Here is an 18,903-nt window from a genome sequence, read left to right as displayed (position 1 = left end):
GCTGGGTGTTTTGGCGCCCCCGGTTTTGGGGGGGGGGCGGCCGGGGGGGGCCCCCCCCCGCCGCCCCGTTCGGGAATGATCAGGCGGTTGCGATGAGGCCGAGGGTGGATTTAGGGGCCCTTCTCCCTACGGACGGGTGGCCGGGGTCGGTCGGCTCGCCGGCCGGACCCGTCAGCAAAGGCTCCAGGTACGCAGCCCGGCGGCGGGGGCTGCCGGGCCCGGGATGCGGGCTACCCGGCCGACCTCCAGCGCCAGGTGCCGCCCTGGAAGGAGAGGGTCGAACCGCCGTCCCGCACGTGCAGGACGTCGCCCTTCTCGTCCCAGGCCATCCGCAGGAGCTCATCCTGGGAGTCTCCCCGGAGCACCCGCTTCCACAGCGGGTCGGCAGGGGCTCCGGGAGTGTCGAGGCCGAGAGAGAGCACGCCTTCCAACGACAGGACCATGGGTCCCAGCGGGCGGTAGGGCGCCGTCTCGGATTCCGCATACGCGGCGGAGAACGCCAGCTCGACCCGCAGGGACCCGTCCGCGGGCAGCACCGACATCCGGTACCCCTCGGACTCGATGTCCATCTCCCCGATGCCCGGGATCTGCCAGGCGGTGATCTCCCGCCTGGGCGGATCGGGCTCAGCGCCCAGGAGCGGTGTACAGCCATCCCACATGACGCAACCTTTCGTGTCGGAGCAAGTCGGGGGGGGGGGGGGGGGGGGGGGCCGCCCCCCCCCCCCCCCCCCACCCCCGAGTGTCACATCAGCTCATCGGAGAGAGCGCCAGGCGCCCCAGATGTGCCGGAGACCGGGCCGGTAGGCCCACTTGCTGTACTTCTTGCCGCCCCGGTAGTACTGCACGTGGGGGAAGCCCATGTGCTTGTTCTTGTAGCGGAGGCGGCGCCAGCTGGTGCCAAGACCCTTGCCCTTGGGCCGGGCACCCCACTTGTTGTAGTGGGGCTTCTTGCCGCGGACGTCGACCCGGTAGCCGCGCTTGGTCTGGATGCTGTTCTTGACCGAGCGCTTCGCCAGGAGCCGTGCACCGCCCTTGATCGCCATGCTGCGCAGGAACCCGCCGCCGGACACCATCGACACCACGCCGGCGATGCGGCGCGTGTTCTTGCCCGGGCACCACTTGGAGCAGGCCCAAGCCGCTGCGCCGACCGCGAGCCAGGCCCACTTGCCGTCGAGGTCGGAGCAGTTCGTGGGCTGCCCGTAGCAGTAGTCGTAGGCGTTGGCATTGCCTCCGTACACCGGGTCGGCGGACAGGAACCGGCCGGAGGCGGGGTTGTAGAGCCGGACGCCCATCAGGGTCAGGCCCGTCAGGGTCTCCGCAGACCGCTGCTTGCCGCCCAGCCAGCCGTAGCGCGCCTCGGGCTGGCCCGCCCGGGCCTTGCCGTACTCGTCCGACTCCAGGGCGACGGGCGCCTTGGAGAGGTCGAGCGGCAGCTGCAGGGCCACGTCGCTGTGCAGGTTGGTGACCTGCAGGACGACGTCACCGGTCTTGCTCGTGGTCGCGCCCAGGTCGCCGGAGGCCGAGTCCACGTTGCGGGTCAGCGTCCCGGTGGCGGTGTCCTCGGTGATCCAGCGCGGGTTGTCGCCGTCACCGTCGTAGTGGTTGACCTTGGAGGCCGTCTGGGTCCAGGTGGAGCCGCTGCCGGTCTCGGTCTTGAACGAGCGGAAGCGCAGGGCGGAGTCGAGCTGCCAGGTCTGGCGCTCGGAGCCCGACGTCTGCTGGTGGACCAGGTCGTTGGCGTAGTAGCCGATGGTGCCGTTGCCGGGCGCCGTGGTGGTCCGGCCGAAGGCGTCGTAGACGTAGCCGGAGTCGACCAGGCGGCTGGCGCTGTCGTACGTGTGGGTGGTGGTGGTGCCTCCGCTGGCGGGGCATTCCGCACCCGGGGTGCCGGTCGCGGTGGTCAGCGACGTGCGGTTGGTCCGCGCGTCGAAGCCGTACGTACGACGGGTGCAGACGGTGTCGGCGGTGTCCTCCACCGTCAGCAGGCGGCCGGTCTTGTCGTACTGGTACGACTGGCCGGACCAGCCGGTGTGGGTGGTGTTCTGCGAGTGGATCGACTGGGTGATCGTGTCCGAGTAGACCAGCGAGCCGTCGCTGTCGCGCGTGTACTTGCGCTCGACCGCCGCACCGGAGGTGTCCTCCCGCTGGGTCAGCGTGAAGCCGCCAGGCAGCTTCTCGGAGGTGACCGAGCCGTCGGCGTCGTAGGCGGCCTCGAAGGAACCGGCGACGGAGTCGGTGGTCTTCGTGGCGAGACCGCGCGGCTCGGCCGCATGGTCGTAGGTGTACGTCACGGTCGACGGAGCGTTGTCCGTGACCTTGACCGGACGGTTGAGCAGGTCGTACTCGGTGGTCGTGACACCGCCGTCGGCATCGGTGTACGAGATCTGGCGGCCGAGCTTGTCGTACGCCTTCGTGATCGTGCCGCCCACCGTCGAGGTCGTCTTGACGACCTCACCGCTGGTCGGGCTGTACTCCGTCGTCGTCTCCGGGACGGCCTGGCCGAGACCACCGGTGATGGTGGACTTGGTCTGGCGGCCGGCGGCGTCGAAGGCCAGCGTGGTGGTGCGGGTGGTGGCCCCGGAGGTCTCGATGACCTTGGCCTGGTGGCCCCACCAGTCGTACTCGGTGGTGGTCGTCGGCAGCTGCGCCGGGTTGGTGCCGCCGCCGGTGATCGCGCCTGCCGGCCCGGTGGTGCACACCGCGTCCGCCCACTCGGGGCGGCCCTGGCAGGCGCCGGTGCCGGTCGCGGACCAGTACGTCGTCACCCGGGTGCCCGCGTCGGTTCCGGTGGAGCCGGCCGGGATCTCCTTGGTGACACGGCCCTGCGCGTCGTACTCGGTGGTCGTGGTCAGCGCGAGGCCGCCCGGGTCCTGGATGGACTTGACGGGCAGGCCCTTGACCCAGTCGTACTGGGTCTCCGTGACCCGCGGCTCGCCGAGCACCGACGGGTGCTCGCGCACCTGGGCGCCGCCGGTGACCTTGGTGATCTGGTCCTTGACCTTGGCGGTGCCGTCGGTGGGACGTCCGGAGTCGTACTCGTTGACCGTCCAGGAGCGGGCGGTCACCGAGGTACCCGCGGGCACCAGGACCGTCGTACCGGACTTGAGGTCGGCGGTCAGGTCGATCCGGCGCAGCGAGCCGAGCTCCTCCAGCTCCCGAACGCCCTGCTCGTCGTAGACGGAGCGGGTGGAGAGCAGCTCGGCACGGTCGGCCGAGGACAGCTGGGCGATGCCCAGGTCCGCCTGGACGGTGCGGTCGTCTGCGGAGATGCCGAGCGCGACGGCGCGGTTGGCGGCCGACAGCTCGCGGACGGTGTTGCCGAAGCGGTCGTGCTCGGCAGTGGTGATGTGTCCGCCCGGGACGGCCGAGTTGACCTCGCGGCCGGACACGCCCATGTAGGTGAGGTTGGCGCGGGTGTACGAGCCGGAGGTCAGGGCGCTGCCGTCGTTGGACGAAGGCACCGAGTCGGCCGGGAAGACGGCGGTCGCGTCGGTCGGGGCGTCGGTCTGGCCCCAGGCCTTCACGTCGCCGGCGCCCATGGCATGCGGGGCGGTGGAGCCGGTCAGCGGCACGCCGTAGACGACGCTGGTGGTGGCAGTGCCGGACTCGACGTTCGCGCTGCCCTGCTGGAGGCCGGAGCGGGAGGCCTTGAGGAGCATGCCGGGACCGGCGGTGGCGGCGTTGCCCGCCTGGCCGTAGGTGAAGGTCCAGGGCAGCTCACCGGGCTCGGTCAGGCCGGTGACCCGGCCCGCCGTGTCGTAGGCGTACTCCGTTGTCAGCGCGGGGCTGACGAGCGGGTTCCAGGCCTGGCGCAGGCGTCCCGAGTCGTCGTACGCGTAGGTCTGCACGGTCTTGGCGGTCGCGGTGGCGGCACCGGGCTCGGTGGACCACAGCCGGACTTCCTTGACCTGGTTCAGATAGTCGCCGAAGACGATGGTGCTGGCCGTGGTGGCCGTCGCGTAGACGAACTCGATGGCCCGGCAGCCCTTGGTGGCGGGAGTCGCCGTACAGGTGGCGGCCGTGACGCCGGAGGTGGGGGCGATGACGCGCTTGGGGCGGGACAGCGTCTTGCCGTCCACGGTCACGGCCTCGGACACCACGGTCGTGGAAGCCTGCGTCAGTCCGTTCAGCAGGGTGCTGGACACCTGCCACGTCCCGGCGGCCGGGTCGACCTTGGTGAACGTGGTGACGGTGCCCTCGGTGTCGGACAGGGTGAAGGAGCCGGTGACACTGCCGGTGAGGGTCAGGTCCTCGGCGCCGGGCTCGGGGATCCAGCCGGTCTTCGCCGCGTTGGCGGTGAAGTGGATGCCGTCTCCCTCGGTGCCGACCACGTCGACGGCCGTGTCAGAGATCCTGCGGACGTGGCTGTACTCGGAGTCGGTGAGCTCGGACTCGGTACCCGCCACCCACTCCTTGCCGAAGATGGCGGCTTGGCCCTCCTGCTTGCCGCCCTGGTCGGGCGTGCGCGAGGAGGCGGTGCGCGTGACCGTCATGTCGAAGGCGGACGCGTCGGTTTCGGACAGGCTGTAGTCGCCGGTCAGCAGGTTGACGGAGCCCGGGCCGACCTCGTCGGTGGCAGCGCCGGAGGCGTTGCGGTCGACGATGACGGTGAGCGGTTGGGTGGCGCCGGTCGCAGAGTTCGGGCCGGTGAAGTCGGCCTTGACCTGGACGGTGCCGTCGGGGTTGACGGTGTCGGTGGTGTTCCAGACCAGCGGCGCGTTCTTGCCGCCGGTCATCGGAACGGGCCACGCGGTCAGCGGGGTGCCGCCGGAGGTGACGTCACCGGCCGGGATGGCCACCCAGGCGTCCGCCTCGGAGCGCCGCCAGGAGAAGGAGACCTTGTCGAACTTGGTGCCGTCCGCGTCGGCGACCAGCGGCAGACGGCGGGCAGTGCGCTCGCCGGCTGAGGGCTGGACGAAACCGCCCGGGCCGGCGTGGAAGGTGTACTCGATCGACTCGGACTTGTTGTCCGCCTTGTCGACGGTACGGACCTGGAGAATGTGGGTGCCGTCCTTGGGCGGGGCGATGGAGATCGCCTTCGCGCCCGCGGCGCCACCGGTGGCCACCTTGGTCCACGTGGTGCCGTCCAGGGACCACTCGAGCCAGTTGTGGTCGGCGGCGGGCGGGGTCACGTTGAACACGCCCGCCTGCCCGGCGCCCTTGACCCAGGCGCCCGACGGGTAGTCCGTCGAGGTGATCCCGGTCGGGGCGGACGGGGCGGAGGTGTCGACCGTGAAGGTCTTCTCCGCGGACCAGCCGAGGTTGTAGTGGGTGCCGTCGTACGGGGAGGTACGGAAGCGGTAGGTCTTGCCGTTGGCCAGCACACCCGCCGGAACCGTCACCGGGGCCGGCTGGCCCGAGGGGACGAACGCGGACCGCAGCACGTCGCCGACCTGCGCGTTGGTGGCGTTGTCGAAGATCTGGAACGCGCCCTGGACCTTGTCGCCGTTCGCATCGATGAACGTGTCGCGCAGGGTCGGGGTGACCGTGTTGACGACGTACGCGCCGCCGTAGGAGAAGAAGGGGGCGCCCGCCTCCTGCTTCGTACCCGTACGGGGACGGTAGTTGTACGTCACCGTCAGCTTCGGCGGGTTCGAAGCGGCGTTGGCGGAGTTGACCCGCTTCCACTCCTTGCCGTCCAGCTCGTCGGTGGCCCGCAGGCCCATGCCCGAGTACGCCCACTTGTTGTTGGACCAGTGCTGCACCAGGCTCGTGACGTTGGCGTTGATCCAGCCGTCCGCGGTGCAGGCCGAGTTGCCCTTGGTCTCCGTCGAGGTGGCCATCTTGGTCACCATCGCCGGCTGGCTGGTCCAGCGCGAGGAGGTGGAGGCGTTGTTCGCCGTCCACACCTCCCACGGCTGGGCCGTGCAGTCGGTGTTGCCGGAGTGGAAGTTCCACAGCGACAGGGTGGCGCTGGAGATCAGCGAGTCGGCGATCGGCGCGGTGTTCCAGGTGATGAAGGAACGGGCGGTGCGCCAGGTGCCGTCGGCGTTCTTGGTGCCGGGGTTGCCCAGGTCCAGCTCGGTGTCCGCGGACCAGTCGACGGTCTCGCCCTGCTGAACGTAGGTGTCGAAGAGGTTCCCGAGAGTGGAGGTCGAGGGGTCGACCGTCACCGGGTATTTCGTCGCCGGGTCCGCGAGGAACTTCTCGTCCGGGGTGATGACCAGGTCGACGCCGTCCTTGGTCTTGACGACCTTCATGGCGACCTTGGCCCGCCGGGTGTGCTCACCGGAGGCTTCGTCCACCGTCGCGTCCCACATGACCGGCGCCGGCATGGTGGCGGTCTTGTTGGACTTCTTGTCGGTGAAGAGCACACTGCCGTCTGCCTGCTGCTCTGCCTTCAGACCCTTGGTCTTCAGCGGCAGGGTGTAGCCGAAGCCCGCCTCGGGCTTCGCCTTGACCTCGACGAACTGCTCGAAGCCGGTACGCGTGGCCTCGACGACCACGTCCGCTCCCGGCACGGCGCCCTCGTACGTGGCACGGGTGCCGTCCACCTTCGGCGCCGGCAGGCCGCCACGCCACTGCAGCGTGATCGCCTCGTCGCCCGAGCCGAGCGTGACCAGATCCGTCGCGGGCGCAGCCTGCGCCGCCTTCAGCGAAGCGGCCTTCGCACCCGACTTGCCCGAGAGCTTCAGGCCCCGCGGGTGAGCCTTCGACTCGACCGAACCGTCCACCTGCGCGGCCAGCTCGACGTCTACGTCACGCCACTCCCCGGTGGCCGCATCACGGAACCGGACCGGGCCGGCGAAGACCTCGGAGGTGAGCGAACCGTCCTTGTTCACCCACGTCGTCGAGGTCTCCGTGCGCTCCGAAAGCGCCTCCACCCGCTTCCCCGACAGCCGCGCCGCCACCCGGGCGGACGGGATGTCCGCCGCCGAGGTCGCGGTCGGCTTCTCGGCCGTGGCGGCGGTCGCCACGGCCTTGGCCTCTGCCGCCATCGCGGCGCTGGTGCCGTCCAGCAGCGTGACGCCCAGGGCCAGGACGAGTCCGCCTGCGATGTGCCGCAGACTCCTCCCAGTCCAGGGCCGCCCCCGCTCCTCCGGAGCGGGTACGTGTATCTCCATGGTTCCCCGGTCTCTTGTACTTCCTGCGTTGTTCTCGCGCCGCAGGCCGCGACGCGAGAGTGAACGTAACGGAGGTCAAAGGGCCCAAAGGGGTATCAAGATCCCAGATCCGGAGCGCCGAGTTCCAATTGGAATATGTAATTCCAGTCACACTCCCGCCGCCGTATACCGCTCGGCGACCACCGAGCGGCACGGTTCAGCGTCGGCGTCACGCTGCCGTCCGCGGGTGTGAATGTGCCCGACAAGATACGGAATGCGCGGATCCCGGCCGCCCGGGACACCGTCCCGTTCGCCTCCTCCACCGCCGCCCCGATCAGCGCCCGCACAGCCGCTGCCGCCGATGGGGGGAGGGGCTGAGGGTGGCCGACGGCTCGGTGCCGAGCCGCAGCAAGGCGGGGCGAAGTTAGACGCGGGGCAGCCAGCCGTCGGCGAAGTCGGAGTGTTCCGTGCGCGCTGCGCCTTCTCCTCGAGGAGTCGGCGGAAGCCTGCCAGGGAGTAGTGCTCCCAGTCGGTGACCAGGACCGTAGGCGCATGCGCTCTGCGCGCCGGTGCGGGTTCAGGAGGTGGAGCAGGCCGTCGACGTCCAGGCCGTGACGGCGTGCGGGTCCACCAGGAGGTCTCGCTCGTCCAGGGTCACGTGGTCCGGCGCGCTGAAGCGCGCGCAGAGGGCCGGGACCGGGGGTTGCACCGGGAGGGGGGAGCCTCCCTGCTGGAGAGCGCTTCCCGTCCGTTGAGTGATCGCTTCCCGAATCGAATCGCAAGGGCCGTCATGAGACCACGTCGACTGGCTCGGGATGGTTCGACTTGACCTGCGCTACGGCAACAGACATGAACGCCGCGACGGTATCGGCCTCTTCCTGGGTCAGCGTGAGGACGCTGCTGATGACGACGAGCGAACTCCCCACGCGTACAACGGTCGCGTCGGCGGATTGCGAGCCCGTGGCGCTCGTCGTAACCGTCGCCTTGATGACGAGGCTCTCATCTCCGAGCCGGGGGCCTTCGGCGACGGCGAAACTGAAGGTCTCGGCGGGCTCCCATGACGCGCGTGGCAGATCCACGCTCCGGCACCTACCTACCAGGTTGCGCATGTCCCGCATCGCCTGGTGCGCGCCGTCGCCCTGGAACGAGGTCCAGCCGCCCGGCAAGACTGCGGGCAGGAGGTGGGTTCTCAGCTCAGCAGCCGACAGCGGTCGCACCTCGGTAGCCGGCTTCGGTTGTTGAGGCTTCGTCGAGCCTCCGCAAGCGGTGACCGACGCAAGCATCACAAATCCAGCCATGCACCGGATCCCGGAGTTGCTCACCTCAGCGCACCTCCCACCCCGGGTGATCAAATCGCCCGAAGCTAGCGGGGCGCTGCCCCTTCGGCAAACGTGTTGGCAGGCCTGAACGCTCCCCAAGGTCAACGAACGCACCGGCGGCGGGGGGGATCCACCCCGAGCGGTCCGCCCCCGGCCCACACCCCCTCCGGCCAGGGCAGAGGAACTCCATCTGATGGCCCCAGCACATCAAGTGCATCGGCACCCCCCAGACGGCCCTGGCGCCGCGAAGAAGATGACTGGCTCTGTTCACGAGAACGGGTTCTGGCTCAAGTTCTGTGATCTGGCCACGGTTGTGACGGCGGTGGCAGTGACCGGTGTTTGGCGAGGTCGCCCGGGGGCTGCCGTCCGGGGCCAGCGCCACCGGTACGGCCTGGCCTCGAGGCGGGCGTCACCCACATGCGGTCGGGGTCCGGCTGCCCGACGAAAGCGCTGACAGGCCGGCTCTGCATCGCGCCTATAGTCCGTCGCCTGTTTTTCGGTCGTGTGCCGATTGCCCGGCGATCGGGTGACTTGGGCCTCGCGGCCGTGATCAAGCCGTCCCTCGCTGCGTTCCGGTGTGTGCAGGCATCACGCGTGCGCCGACCTTCCGGCCGTTCCCGGCCAGGGCCGCTTCACGGCAGACCTACAGATCTCAGGAGAAACCACCATGGCCCTCCACACCTTGAGGCGGCGTTTCGCCGCCCTCGGCACCGTCCTGGGGCTGGGCGTCGCCCTGCCGTTCGCCGTGGGGGTCACCCCCGCCTACGCGCAGCCACAGCTGACCATCACCAAGACACACTCGGGGGACTTCCCCCGAGGCGGGCAGGGGATCTTCAGCATCACGGTGAGCAACCTCGGTGATGAGCCGACCATCAATGAGCGGACGCGGATGACGGACGTTTTCCCGGCAGGAATCACACTCAGTTCGGTCAGCTTCGGCCCGAACACCACCGGCGCCGGGATTGTGTGTCGGTTGAGCCCTAACGTCAGGATTGAGTGCGAAACCGACGACCGGATTGCCGCTGGAGGCAGTTACACGGTGAACGTGACCGTTAACGTGGCCGAGAACGCTCCCTGCACGGTCACCAACACCGCCACCGTGATCGATGTCGCAGGCGACGCCAGCGACTCGGCAAGTGACACCGTCAACATCCCCGGCCCCGACTGCAACGGCGGTAACGGCGGTAACGGTGGGAACGGCACCGGAGGGAACGGTACGTCCATTCTCCCCATCAGCCTGAGCGGCCTGATCCCGATCTACAACAACATCAACACGAACAACAACATCAACAGCCCCGGCGCCAGCAACACCAACAGCCAGAACTTCCGGGTCAACGCGCCCTGAGCGACCGCCCTCCACCGCAGGCCGGGGGCAGGAGTCGGCAGCCGCCGTCTCTCCGGCAAATCGGTGACCTTGCTCGGGCGGAACGGCCACCCCTCCAGCCGAGCCCACCGCACAGCAGTGGCAGGCCCTGGCCCGCCCCCGTCGGAGCCATGGCCGCCGAATGCGGGCTTACCGCCGCGGCCGCGGGGATCCATGGACACTACGCCGTGGGCAGGTTGACCGTGAGGTCCCGGGCGTCGACGGCGACGTTGTCCAGCGCCTGATGGAGCGCCGCACCCGCGTCGGCTAGGCCGTTTCGTTCGGATCTTGCGAGGCTTGTCATACTTCCCGAGTGGAGATGCAAGCCGAGGAGGCAGCACGGCGTTGGCTGGCTGATCAGGGCGTCAGCCGGGTGCGCGACGGGTGGGTGAGCGACGAGAAGCCGGACGTGTTGCTCACCGCCAACCAGGTGGCGCACTCCTGGGCCGGTGATGTGTTCGCCGAAGACCTGGATGCAGCCGACCAGGTGCGGTTGGCTTTCGGGCTGCTGGACCTCCTCGACGAGTACTGGGTCACGTGCGAGATCCGGTTCGCGAACGAGGGTGCGGAGGGTCCCCTGCCGGCCGACGTGCTGTGGGACGGCTACCGTCAGCGGCTGGAGGCGGACCGGGACGCCGAGGCCGTCACCTATTCGCTGTGGGTGGACTGGTTTGAGGACCACGCCACTTCCGCGACGGCCTTCGCCGAGGTTCTCGGTAACGACATCGACCGGGTGGTGGCCGAGGAATCGGAAGCCCTGCTCCGCCGAGCCCGTCGGGTTCTGGAGTGTTCGGGACCGGTGCGCTGGACGGTGAAGGAGCTGACGTACCGCACCGCCATGCGGCTTCCTACCCTGCACTCGGCCGTCTTCCGCGGCCTCCTGGCGAGCTTCCACGACGTCTACGGCGACCTGGAGCCGGCTGCCGCACTGGCCTTCCTCGGCCGGCTGGATCTTCCCACGAACACCCAGCACCTTGCCGAACTGCGCCACGTACTTGCCGCGGGGCACAAGAACCACTACCGCAGCCCTGGTGCCTGGGACGATGCGGTTCGCTCCTGCTCCTGAGTCGTTGGCCTCCAGACCAAAGAAGGCATAGCGGGTGGCGATGCCCCGCCACTGCTTCAGGCGGTTGATGCAGCGTTCGACGGTGTTGCGCTGCTTGTATGCCTCGCGGTCGAAGGCGGGTGGCCTGCCGCCTCGGCTGCCGCGCCGCAGCCGGTGGCCGCGTTGATCGGCCGGAATGGGGATGACCGTCCGAATTCCGCGTTTGCGTAAGTGCTCGCGGATTGCGCGGGAGGAGTACGCCTTGTCGGCCAGGACCACGTCCGGCCTGGTACGGGGGACGTCCTCGCTGCCGAGGAACGCGAAGGCGGGCCATGACGTGAGCGAAGGCGGGCGCGTCACCGGCCTGTCCGGCGGTGAGCACGAAGGCCAGTGGCCGGCAGTGGGCATCGGAGGCCAGGTGGATCTGCGTGGTCAGTCCGCCGCGAGACCGGCCGATGGCATTGTCATCGGGCTCGCCGGCCGGGGCCCCTTCTTGTGGGCCCCGGCCGCGTGCTGGTGAGCGCGCACGACAGTGGAGCCTAGTCGAGCTCTCCGCCGACGCGGGCCCGGCCGCGTGTGCGGCCGGGCCCCTTTCCGTGCGTGGTCGTGCCCGGTCTCAGGGTGCGTTCAGCCCGAAGGTCTGGCGGGTGTTGTTGATGGCGCCCGGGCTGTGGATGTTGTTGTTGATGCTGATGTTGTTGAACATCGGGAGGATGCCGCTGAGGTTGATGGGCAGGATGGACCCCCCGTTGCCCCCGTTGCCGCCGTCGCAATCGCCGCCGGTGATCCTCGTGGGATCGCTCGCGGAGTCGCTGGAGCCACCGGGTTGCGCAACGGTGGCCGTGGCCATGTTGGTGACGGTGCAGGGAGCGTCGGCGGCGACTCTGACTTGCACGGTGAACGTCCAGGAGCCGTCGGCAGGCAGGTCGCTCGCGACGGTGCACACCACCGACGACCCATCAGCAGCGGTGGCACAATCCCACTGCCCCGCGGGCGCGGACGAGGTCACGGCGTTGACCGTCAGCCCTGTCGGAAGGGTGTCCTCGAAGACGAGACCCTCGCCAGCCTCGTCCCCCACGTTCGTCACGGTAATGAGATAGTCGCCGAACCCTCCTCGGGCGAAGTCCCCTTCATGGGTCTTCGTAACGCTCAACTGCGCCTGGGCGTATGCGGGTACGGCCCCTGTGGTGAGGGGCAGTACGACGCCCAGCCCCATGACGGTGGCGAGGCCGGCGATCCGCCGAGACCACCCGTGCGTACTCATGTATGGCTCTCCGCTCCCGTACGGGTCACCGCGACCCTCTGCGCGGAATCCTTCCAAGCAGGCGAAGTGCCGGATCGATCCGTGTTGGGAGACACGCGCTTTTCACCCGATCGCCTCCGGGCTCCGCCCTGGTCGGTGCTGGTACGCGGCAAGGGAGATGCCGACGGAGGGGGCGGCGAAGGCGACGAGCGTCAGGGAGCGTCGGTCTGGCGGCGCTGCGCACGGCTGAACCTTGGAGCCCTGGAATTCAGCGTGCCGTGCGGCCCAGCGTGCTCGTCTTCGAGAGCGGCACCGGAGAAGGGGCGGGATCCATGGACGTGTTCTGCGGGATCGACTGGGCGGAGGGACACCACGATGTCGCGCTCGTCGATGACACCGGCAAGCTGCTGGCCAAGTGTCGGATCAATGCCGACCTGGACGGCTACCAGCTGCTGCTGGACCTGCTGGCAGAGGACGGCGACACTGCGGAGACGCCGATCCCGGTGGCCATCGAGACGAGCCGCGGTCTGCTAGCCGTCCCAGTCCGGTGCCTCCGTGAGGGAGAGGGTTCCATTCTCTGCCTCGACGACTCGCACCATGATCCCGCCGCGATCCTCGCTGGGAAACGCAATGGAGAAGTGGGGATCCATCTCCATGAGGAAGTCCCAGCCTTCGCGCTGGGTCGTGTCGAGGGCGTTGGCATGCCGACCGGTTGCCCGCAACTTGCCGACGGCGTCGACAGTGACGGCGATGTCGATGTCGTACATCTCAAGGCAAGTCGAGTGATTGGCCCACCATTCGAGGCGGGCCTGACCCACGAATCGATCCATGAGCACACTATGCACGGTGCCTAGGCCGGACGGGCGAGTCTGTGAAGCTGCCTGCCGTCGTGGGTCAGGCTGCGAGACAGAGCTACTTGGGAAAGACCGCACAGGTCCTCGCTTCAACCGGCTGCGCCTCATACGTTTTCGCCGCCTCCGGACCTCATTCTGAGGCCATCAGTAAGGCCGGGTACGGCCGGCATGGCTTCCGGTGTGGACTGACTTTGACGTCTGTTCACTTGACGGGGCCGGGCCGGTCGAGAAGGTCACTTAGGGATACGTCGGGGTCGGCGAGCCTGGCCGGGTCGACCGGCTGCCCGGAGGTCACCAGGGCGCGGATCGGGTCGGTGACGTCCCAGACGTTGACGTTCATGCCGGCCAGGAGGCGGCCCTCGGTGAGCCAGAAGGCGATGAACTCGCGGGTGTCCCTCCGGCCGCGGAAGATGACCTGGTCGTAGCCGCCGGGTTCGACGTAGCCGGTGTACTCCATGCCCAGGTCGTACTGGTCGGTGAAGAAGTACGGAACGCGGTCGTAGGCCACGTCCTGGCCGAGCATCGCCTTGGCCGCGGTTTGCGGCTGGTTGACGGCGTTGGCCCAGTGCTCGACACGGATGTGCCTGCCGAGCAGCGGGTGGAAGGCGTTGGCGACGTCCCCCGCGGCGTAGATGTCCGGGTGGGAAGACCGCAGGTGGGCGTCGACGCGGATGCCGTTGTCGACCTCCAGGCCGGCAGCATCGGCAAGCTGAGTGTTGGGCATGATGCCGACCCCGACGATGACTGCGTCAGCAGCGATGCGGCTGCCGTCGGCCAGCAGCACACCGTTGGCCCGGCCGCCGGCGCCGGTGATCTCGGCGACCTGGGCACCGAAGCGCAGGTCCACCCCGTGGTCGGTGTGCAGGTCGGCGAAGATCTGGGCGACCGCGCGGCCCAGCGCGCGCAGCAGCGGCAGTTCCGCCATCTCCAGCACGGTGACCTCCACGCCGGCCGCGCGGGCGGCCGCCGCGGTCTCCAGGCCGATCCAGCCGGCGCCGATCACGACGATGCGGGAAGCGGACGCGAACGATTCCTTGATGCGGTCGCTGTCGGCGAGCCGGCGCAGATAGAGCACGCCGTCGAGGTCGGCTCCGGGCACGGCGAGGCGGCGCGGTGAGGAGCCGGTGGTCAGGAGCAGCTTCGCGTAGGCGATGCGGCTGCCGTCAGCGAGTGTCACCGCGTGTCCGGCGGGGTCGATCGTGGTGACCGTGGTGCCCAGGCGCAGGTCGACGTCGTGCTCGGCGTACCACTGGTGTGGGTGGACGTAGACGGTCTCCCGCTCGTCCTTGCCCAGCAGGTAGCCCTTCGAGAGCGGCGGGCGTTCGTAGGGGCGCTCGCTCTCCTCTCCGACCAGCACGAGGGGGCCGTCGAAGCCCTCCTCCCGGAGGGTCTGTGCTGCCTTCGCACCGGCCAGGCTCGCTCCGACGATCACAAATGCGGTGTTCGCGGCCATGTTCTCTCCTCGCTTGACTCTGCCTGCAGTCCGGTGGGTCGGCGGCTTCATGCGGCGCCGCGTTTGGTGTGCAGTTCGGCCTCCAGTTGTTCGAACAGCTCATTGCCGGAGGCCCTGAACTTGGGATGCCGTCTGCCTCCAGGATTCGCACCACGTCGTCGTAGGAGACTCCGAGGCGTTCGAGGTCGTCGAGTGCCTGCTGGGATGTCGTATAGGTGCCGTGGATGGTGTCGCCGTGGATGCGGCCGTGGTCCGCGACCGCGCGGAGGGTCTGCTCGGGCATCGTGTTGACGACTCCGGGGTCCTTGACACCGGTGGACGCCCACAGGGGGCGCTGGGCTCGCATCCCGGCCGCGGTCAGCGTCTGCCACTGCTCGGTTGCGCTGGCCTGCTCGAAGTGCTGGTAGGCCAGGCGGGCGTTGGCGATGGCGGCCCGTCCGCGCGGGGTGCGCGCCTCGGGCGTGCCGATCTTGTCGAGTCTGTTGTCGACCTCGGTGTCCACCCGGCTGACGAAGAAGGAGGCAACCGACGCGATGGACGCCAGGTCACGGCCCGCGGCGTGGGCCTTGCCCATGCCGTCGAGGAAGGCGCGGAGCACTTGGTCGTAGCGGTCCAGGGAGAAGATCAGCGTCACATTGATGCTGATGCCCTCGCCGAGTGCGGTATTGATCGCCTCCAGGGACTGCTCGGTAGCGGGAATCTTCACGAACAGGTTCGGCCGGTCCACCACCCACCACAGGGCCCGTGCCTCGGCGATCTTCGCGGCCGTGTCGTGGGCGACGCGCGGGTCCACTTCGAGGGACACGCGACCGTCCGCCCCGTCACTCGCCTCGTACACCGGTCGCAGTACGTCGCAGGCCCAGCGCACGTCGAACGCGGTGAGCAGCCTGACGGCCTCCTCGACGTGCAGTCCGCGAGTAGCGAGATCGGCGATCTGGGCGTCGTAGCGGGCTCCGGAGCGGATCGCCTTGGCGAAGATCGTCGGGTTGCTGGTGATGCCCACGACCCCATGTTCGCGCACCCTCGCCATGTCCTCCCGCACACCACGCATTGCCACCCGCCTCTCGGGGCACTCGGCAGTCATGAATCAGATCTCTGCTCCCGGCCGGTCCCACTGGATGGATACGGCCGACTACCCCGCGTTCCCCGTCCTGACGACCGCCGAGCAGGTGGACGCGGCGGTCATCGGCGGTGGCATCGCGGGCCTCAGCGCGGCCTGGGAACTCGCCAGGGCGGGACTGAGCGTCATCGTCCTGGAGGCAGACCGGCTGGCGGGCGGCGTGACGGGCCACACCACAGGCAAACTCACCGCCCTGCACACCGCCGTCTACAACACCCTGCGCACCGAACACGGAGAGGATGCGGCCCGCCTCTACGCGACATCCCAGAGCGCCGCGCTGCGCCACGTCATCGAGGTGGCCGGAGAACTCGGCATCGAGTGTGACCTCGAACGCCGCCCCGCCCTCACCTATTGCGTAGACCCCGACGGCGTGGAAGCACTGCGGGCCGAGGCCGAGGCCGCCCGTGCGGCGGGGCTCGACGCCTCGTTCGTCACCGAGACGGGGCTGCCGTACCCGATCGCTGGCGCCGTGAGGGTTGAGGGCCAGGCACAGTTCCACCCGCTCGCCTACCTGCGGGGGCTCGTGGAAGACCTCGTCGCCCGCCGCGGCCGCCTGTACGAGAACACGCGGGTGACGGACGTGGAAGGCGGCGATCCGTGCCGGCTCACCACCGCCTCGGGGGGCACCGTCTCGGCCCGGCACGTGGTCGTGGCCACCCACCACCCCGCCTTCCACGACGCCCTGCTGTCCACCCGGCTCACCCAGCACCGCGACCTGGTGATCGCGGGACCGCTGCCCGCAGAGCAGGACCCCGGCGGCATGTACATCACCGAGGAAGGCGGCAAGCGGTCGGTCCGCACCGCACCGCTCGCCGACGGCCGCCGACTGCTGATCGTCACCGGAGAGGCCTTCGCTCCGGGCTCCGGCGCCGATACCGAAGCGGGCTACGCCCGCCTGCACGCCTGGACCGAGCAGAACTTCCCCGACGCCGCGATCACCCACCGGTGGGCGGCGCAGGACAACAGCTCCACCGACACCCTCCCCCTCATCGGCGGACTGCCGACCGCCGGCGAGAACGTCTACGTGGCCACCGGCTTCGCGGGGTGGGGCATGACGGGTGGCGTAATGGCCGGACGGCTCATCGCCTCCCTCGTCACGGGAACCGCCGAACCGTGGGCCGAGCTCTACGACCCCCGCCGATTCGGTGCCGCGGTCCGCTCGGCGCCCGCGGTCTTGAAGGCCCAGTGGAATGCGGGCAAGCACTTCGTCAAGGACCGCCTCGCCACCCTGGGAGAGGGCACCAACGGCCCCGTCAGCGAGCTGCGGCCGGGCCACGGCACCGTCGTCCGGGCCGGCGGGCAACCGTACGCCGTTCACCGCGACGACCAGGGAGAACTCCACGCCGTGTCCGCCGTCTGCACCCACATGGGCTGCCTCGTCGCCTTCAACAACGCCGAACGGACATGGGAATGCCCCTGTCACGGCTCCCGCTTCGCCATCGACGGCGAGGTCCTGCAGGGCCCGGCACTCCAGCCGCTCGAGCGCCAGGACCCAGCAGACCTGTGAACCGTACGAAGGACCTCCGCTGTGCTGTGAGCCACTTTGCGGGAGGTGCCCGGCGCGTCATGGGCGAACTGGTGAGCGTAGTAGGTGGTGCGGCCGAGCAGGAGGACCCCGGCCCCGACACCTACCGGCAGCGCGAGGTTGCCCACAGGCGAGTCGTCGTCACCGAAGAAGAACACCGGGCTTTTCCGGAGCGCTGTGTGCCGGAGACCTCCACGATCAGTGGGATCGGGACGACGATGCCCTTCGCCTTGTCGTGCGGCTCGGCGACCTGCGCCTGGATGTAGTACGTGCCGGGCACGTCGTGTCGCCGACGGCCCTTCCTGGAGGGAAGGTGACCTTGTCCTCTGGGCGACTATGAAAGCAGAGTGGTTACTGCCACTTCCAGGGGCAGGGGTTTCAGGAGAGTCGGATTGCCCGGTCCCCCAGTCTATTGTTCCCGTTCCATTGTGCTGTCAACATTGGCGAGACTGGGGGAGGCGTAGTGGTTCCTGCTTTGAGGATTCATCGTCGGCTTTTGGTCTCCGTGAGTGCCTCCGTGGTGCTATTTGCAGTACTTCTGGTCTCCGTCTTCAAGATTCTCGGTGACCGCACTCAGGCTTTCAGTGCTGCATCGGTGCTGCTGTCTGGTATTGCGCTGGCAGGTGTCGCAATGTCGCTCATGTATCAAGCACGGCAAACGAAGGCTGTTAGAGACGAACGGGACAGAGCAACGCATCGACAGATGGTCTATCTGGCCATGGAGGATCCCACCCTGGCTGCGTGCTGGGAACCGCCTGACACCCCGATCGTATTCGAGCGATATCGGCAGGTCATCTTTACCAATCTGATCATAGGTAGATGGCATGCCGCGTATCAGCTTGGAGATATAGACGCCTCCACGCTTCGCTTTATCCTTGATCGGCACTTTCGCGGCGAAATAGGAAGATTGCATTGGAGTCTTGGTAGTAGTACATGGCTTCAAGGCGCCGTCGGAGGGCGGGATCGAAGAGCTGCGATGTTCGCCGAGATAGTGGAAGAGAGGTATCAGGCCGCGATCAGTTCAGGGCCTGCGGTGCCGGCGGATGGCTACTTCATCCAGTCAGGTACTGACTGCTGAATCTTAGAAGTCGTGCAGGCCTGCCTATCGCTTGGCGTGAGGTGCAGCGCCCGAGCCGGCGGTGGGGCGGAGCGCACGGAGCCGACCCCCTTCGCCCCCGGCGTCTCCAGCGGTCCGTGTACCGCCACCGTGCTCAAACCGGTCGCGTCCGCCGAGGTGCTCAAGGCCGTAGCGATCTACCGTGGGACGCATGCGGCTCCTGCTGACCTCGGACACCCACATCCCCACCCGCGCCACGTCACTCCCCGAAGCCCTCGTCGCAGCCGTCGACGACGCCGACGCCGTCATCCACGCCGGGGACTGGATCGACGAGCCCACGCTCGACCTGTTGGAGTCCAGGTCCCGCCGGCTGATCGGCGTGTACGGCAATAACGACGGCCCCGGCCTGCGCCGCAGACTCCCGGAGGTCGCTTACGCCGAGCTGGAAGGAGCGCGCTTCGGGGTCGTGCACGAAACGGGAGCGGCCGCCGGACGGGAACGGCGCTGCGCCGCACGGTTCCCCGACGTGGACGTCCTGGTTTTCGGCCACAGCCACATTCCGTGGGACACCACCGCCGGGAGGCTGCGCCTGCTCAACCCGGGCTCGCCCACGGACCGCAGACGCCAGCCCTTCTGCTCGTTCATGACGCTGACGGTCGCTGACGGGAGGGTGTACGACGTGACGCTCCACCGCCTGCCCCTGCGGCGCTGAGCTCTCCCACGCGGCCGTCCTCGAGGAGCTTCAGGACGATTCCCTCGACGCCGTGGCTCGCCTACCTCGGCACCGCAACCGCCGCAGCCCTCACCATCCGGCTCCGAACGTGATCGGCCGGACAAGTCCTAGTAGTGCTTCGTTAGGTTCTGGGTGTGCTATTCGCCTT

13 protein-coding genes and 3 pseudogenes are annotated in these 18,903 nt (G+C 68.8%); 7 read left to right on the top strand and 9 right to left on the bottom strand.

Annotated elements, in window-relative coordinates:
* Nucleotides 1-230: 230 nt before the first annotated feature.
* The 4 genes from ACIPUC_RS00565 to ACIPUC_RS00550 form a co-directional block, all read right to left on the bottom strand.
* Entirely contained in the window at nt 231-659 is a 429-nt protein-coding gene (locus ACIPUC_RS00565; RefSeq protein ID WP_446585981.1) for a hypothetical protein, read from the bottom strand.
* Nucleotides 660-752: 93 nt separating this feature from the next.
* Nucleotides 753-6,938, bottom strand: a complete 6,186-nt coding sequence (locus ACIPUC_RS00560) for a DNRLRE domain-containing protein (RefSeq protein WP_446586750.1) — start codon at nt 6,936-6,938, stop codon at nt 753-755.
* Nucleotides 6,939-7,620: 682 nt separating this feature from the next.
* A complete protein-coding gene (locus tag ACIPUC_RS00555; protein WP_446585980.1) occupies nt 7,621-7,752 on the bottom strand; it encodes a hypothetical protein in 132 nt (43 codons plus the stop codon).
* Nucleotides 7,753-7,831: 79 nt separating this feature from the next.
* Nucleotides 7,832-8,341: a hypothetical protein gene (locus ACIPUC_RS00550; RefSeq protein WP_446585979.1), complete on the bottom strand. Its 510-nt coding sequence runs from the start codon at nt 8,339-8,341 to the stop codon at nt 7,832-7,834.
* Between the two features lie 688 nt (nt 8,342-9,029).
* On the opposite strand from ACIPUC_RS00550, the gene ACIPUC_RS00545 reads away from it, so the two are divergent.
* The gene (locus tag ACIPUC_RS00545) at nt 9,030-9,707 is read left to right on the top strand and encodes a hypothetical protein (protein WP_446585978.1); all 678 of its coding nucleotides are present in this window, start codon (nt 9,030-9,032) and stop codon (nt 9,705-9,707) included.
* A 199-nt stretch (nt 9,708-9,906) separates the two neighbouring features.
* Here the strand turns inward: ACIPUC_RS00545 and ACIPUC_RS00540 are convergent, their stop codons facing one another.
* Nucleotides 9,907-10,029 (bottom strand): hypothetical protein, encoded by a 123-nt coding sequence (locus tag ACIPUC_RS00540; RefSeq protein WP_446585977.1) that lies wholly within the window; start codon nt 10,027-10,029, stop codon nt 9,907-9,909.
* A 15-nt stretch (nt 10,030-10,044) separates the two neighbouring features.
* Here ACIPUC_RS00540 and ACIPUC_RS00535 point away from each other — a divergent pair, with 15 nt between their 5' ends.
* Nucleotides 10,045-10,791, top strand: coding sequence for a hypothetical protein (locus tag ACIPUC_RS00535; RefSeq protein WP_446586749.1), 747 nt, complete (start codon nt 10,045-10,047; stop codon nt 10,789-10,791).
* Nucleotides 10,792-10,818: 27 nt separating this feature from the next.
* Here the strand turns inward: ACIPUC_RS00535 and ACIPUC_RS00530 are convergent.
* Together ACIPUC_RS00530 and ACIPUC_RS00525 are read right to left on the bottom strand one after the other, a co-directional pair.
* A pseudogene (locus tag ACIPUC_RS00530) lies at nt 10,819-11,307 on the bottom strand (IS5 family transposase); the annotation flags it as partial.
* A gap of 79 nt (nt 11,308-11,386) precedes the next feature.
* A complete protein-coding gene (locus ACIPUC_RS00525) occupies nt 11,387-12,034 on the bottom strand; it encodes a DUF7933 domain-containing protein (RefSeq protein ID WP_446585976.1) in 648 nt (215 codons plus the stop codon).
* Between the two features lie 311 nt (nt 12,035-12,345).
* On the opposite strand from ACIPUC_RS00525, the pseudogene ACIPUC_RS00520 reads away from it, so the two are divergent.
* Nucleotides 12,346-12,546: pseudogene (locus ACIPUC_RS00520) on the top strand (IS110 family transposase); the annotation flags it as partial.
* Between the two features lie 523 nt (nt 12,547-13,069).
* On the opposite strand, the gene ACIPUC_RS00515 reads toward ACIPUC_RS00520, so the two are convergent.
* Both ACIPUC_RS00515 and tal read right to left on the bottom strand, forming a co-directional pair.
* Complete coding sequence (locus ACIPUC_RS00515; protein ID WP_446585975.1) at nt 13,070-14,320, bottom strand: NAD(P)/FAD-dependent oxidoreductase; 1,251 nt, start codon at nt 14,318-14,320, stop codon at nt 13,070-13,072.
* 47 nt (nt 14,321-14,367) lie between these two features.
* Nucleotides 14,368-15,371, bottom strand: a pseudogene (gene tal, locus ACIPUC_RS00510) (transaldolase).
* Nucleotides 15,372-15,402: 31 nt separating this feature from the next.
* On the opposite strand from tal, the gene ACIPUC_RS00505 reads away from it, so the two are divergent.
* From ACIPUC_RS00505 to ACIPUC_RS00490, 4 genes are all read left to right on the top strand, one after another.
* Nucleotides 15,403-16,947, top strand: a complete 1,545-nt coding sequence (locus ACIPUC_RS00505) for an FAD-dependent oxidoreductase (protein ID WP_446585974.1) — start codon at nt 15,403-15,405, stop codon at nt 16,945-16,947.
* Between the two features lie 59 nt (nt 16,948-17,006).
* Nucleotides 17,007-17,231, top strand: a complete 225-nt coding sequence (locus ACIPUC_RS00500) for a hypothetical protein (protein ID WP_446585973.1) — start codon at nt 17,007-17,009, stop codon at nt 17,229-17,231.
* Nucleotides 17,232-17,470: 239 nt separating this feature from the next.
* Nucleotides 17,471-18,043, top strand: a complete 573-nt coding sequence (locus tag ACIPUC_RS00495) for a DUF6082 family protein (RefSeq protein ID WP_446585972.1) — start codon at nt 17,471-17,473, stop codon at nt 18,041-18,043.
* 190 nt (nt 18,044-18,233) lie between these two features.
* Nucleotides 18,234-18,734, top strand: coding sequence for a metallophosphoesterase family protein (locus ACIPUC_RS00490; protein WP_446585971.1), 501 nt, complete (start codon nt 18,234-18,236; stop codon nt 18,732-18,734).
* The last annotated feature ends 169 nt before the right edge of the window (nt 18,735-18,903 follow it).

The sequence above is a fragment of the Streptomyces sp. LARHCF249 genome (assembly GCF_052871255.1).
The sequence above is the reverse complement of the archived record's forward strand: the minus strand, read 5'-3'. Positions and strand labels throughout refer to the sequence as shown.

Excerpts from the sequence above, each read along its gene's own strand:
- ACIPUC_RS00545 (WP_446585978.1), top strand. The coding sequence starts at position 9,030 with ATGGCCCTCCACACCTTGAGGCGGCGTTTCGCCGCCCTCGGCACCGTC.
- ACIPUC_RS00565 (WP_446585981.1), bottom strand. The coding sequence starts at position 659 with ATGTGGGATGGCTGTACACCGCTCCTGGGCGCTGAGCCCGATCCGCCC.
- ACIPUC_RS00500 (WP_446585973.1), top strand. The coding sequence starts at position 17,007 with ATGGGCGAACTGGTGAGCGTAGTAGGTGGTGCGGCCGAGCAGGAGGAC.
- ACIPUC_RS00560 (WP_446586750.1), bottom strand. The coding sequence starts at position 6,938 with ATGGCGGCAGAGGCCAAGGCCGTGGCGACCGCCGCCACGGCCGAGAAG.
- ACIPUC_RS00535 (WP_446586749.1), top strand. The coding sequence starts at position 10,045 with ATGCAAGCCGAGGAGGCAGCACGGCGTTGGCTGGCTGATCAGGGCGTC.
- ACIPUC_RS00550 (WP_446585979.1), bottom strand. The coding sequence starts at position 8,341 with ATGGCTGGATTTGTGATGCTTGCGTCGGTCACCGCTTGCGGAGGCTCG.
- ACIPUC_RS00525 (WP_446585976.1), bottom strand. The coding sequence starts at position 12,034 with ATGAGTACGCACGGGTGGTCTCGGCGGATCGCCGGCCTCGCCACCGTC.
- ACIPUC_RS00540 (WP_446585977.1), bottom strand. The coding sequence starts at position 10,029 with ATGACAAGCCTCGCAAGATCCGAACGAAACGGCCTAGCCGACGCGGGT.
- ACIPUC_RS00490 (WP_446585971.1), top strand. The coding sequence starts at position 18,234 with ATGCGGCTCCTGCTGACCTCGGACACCCACATCCCCACCCGCGCCACG.
- ACIPUC_RS00515 (WP_446585975.1), bottom strand. The coding sequence starts at position 14,320 with ATGGCCGCGAACACCGCATTTGTGATCGTCGGAGCGAGCCTGGCCGGT.
- ACIPUC_RS00505 (WP_446585974.1), top strand. The coding sequence starts at position 15,403 with ATGAATCAGATCTCTGCTCCCGGCCGGTCCCACTGGATGGATACGGCC.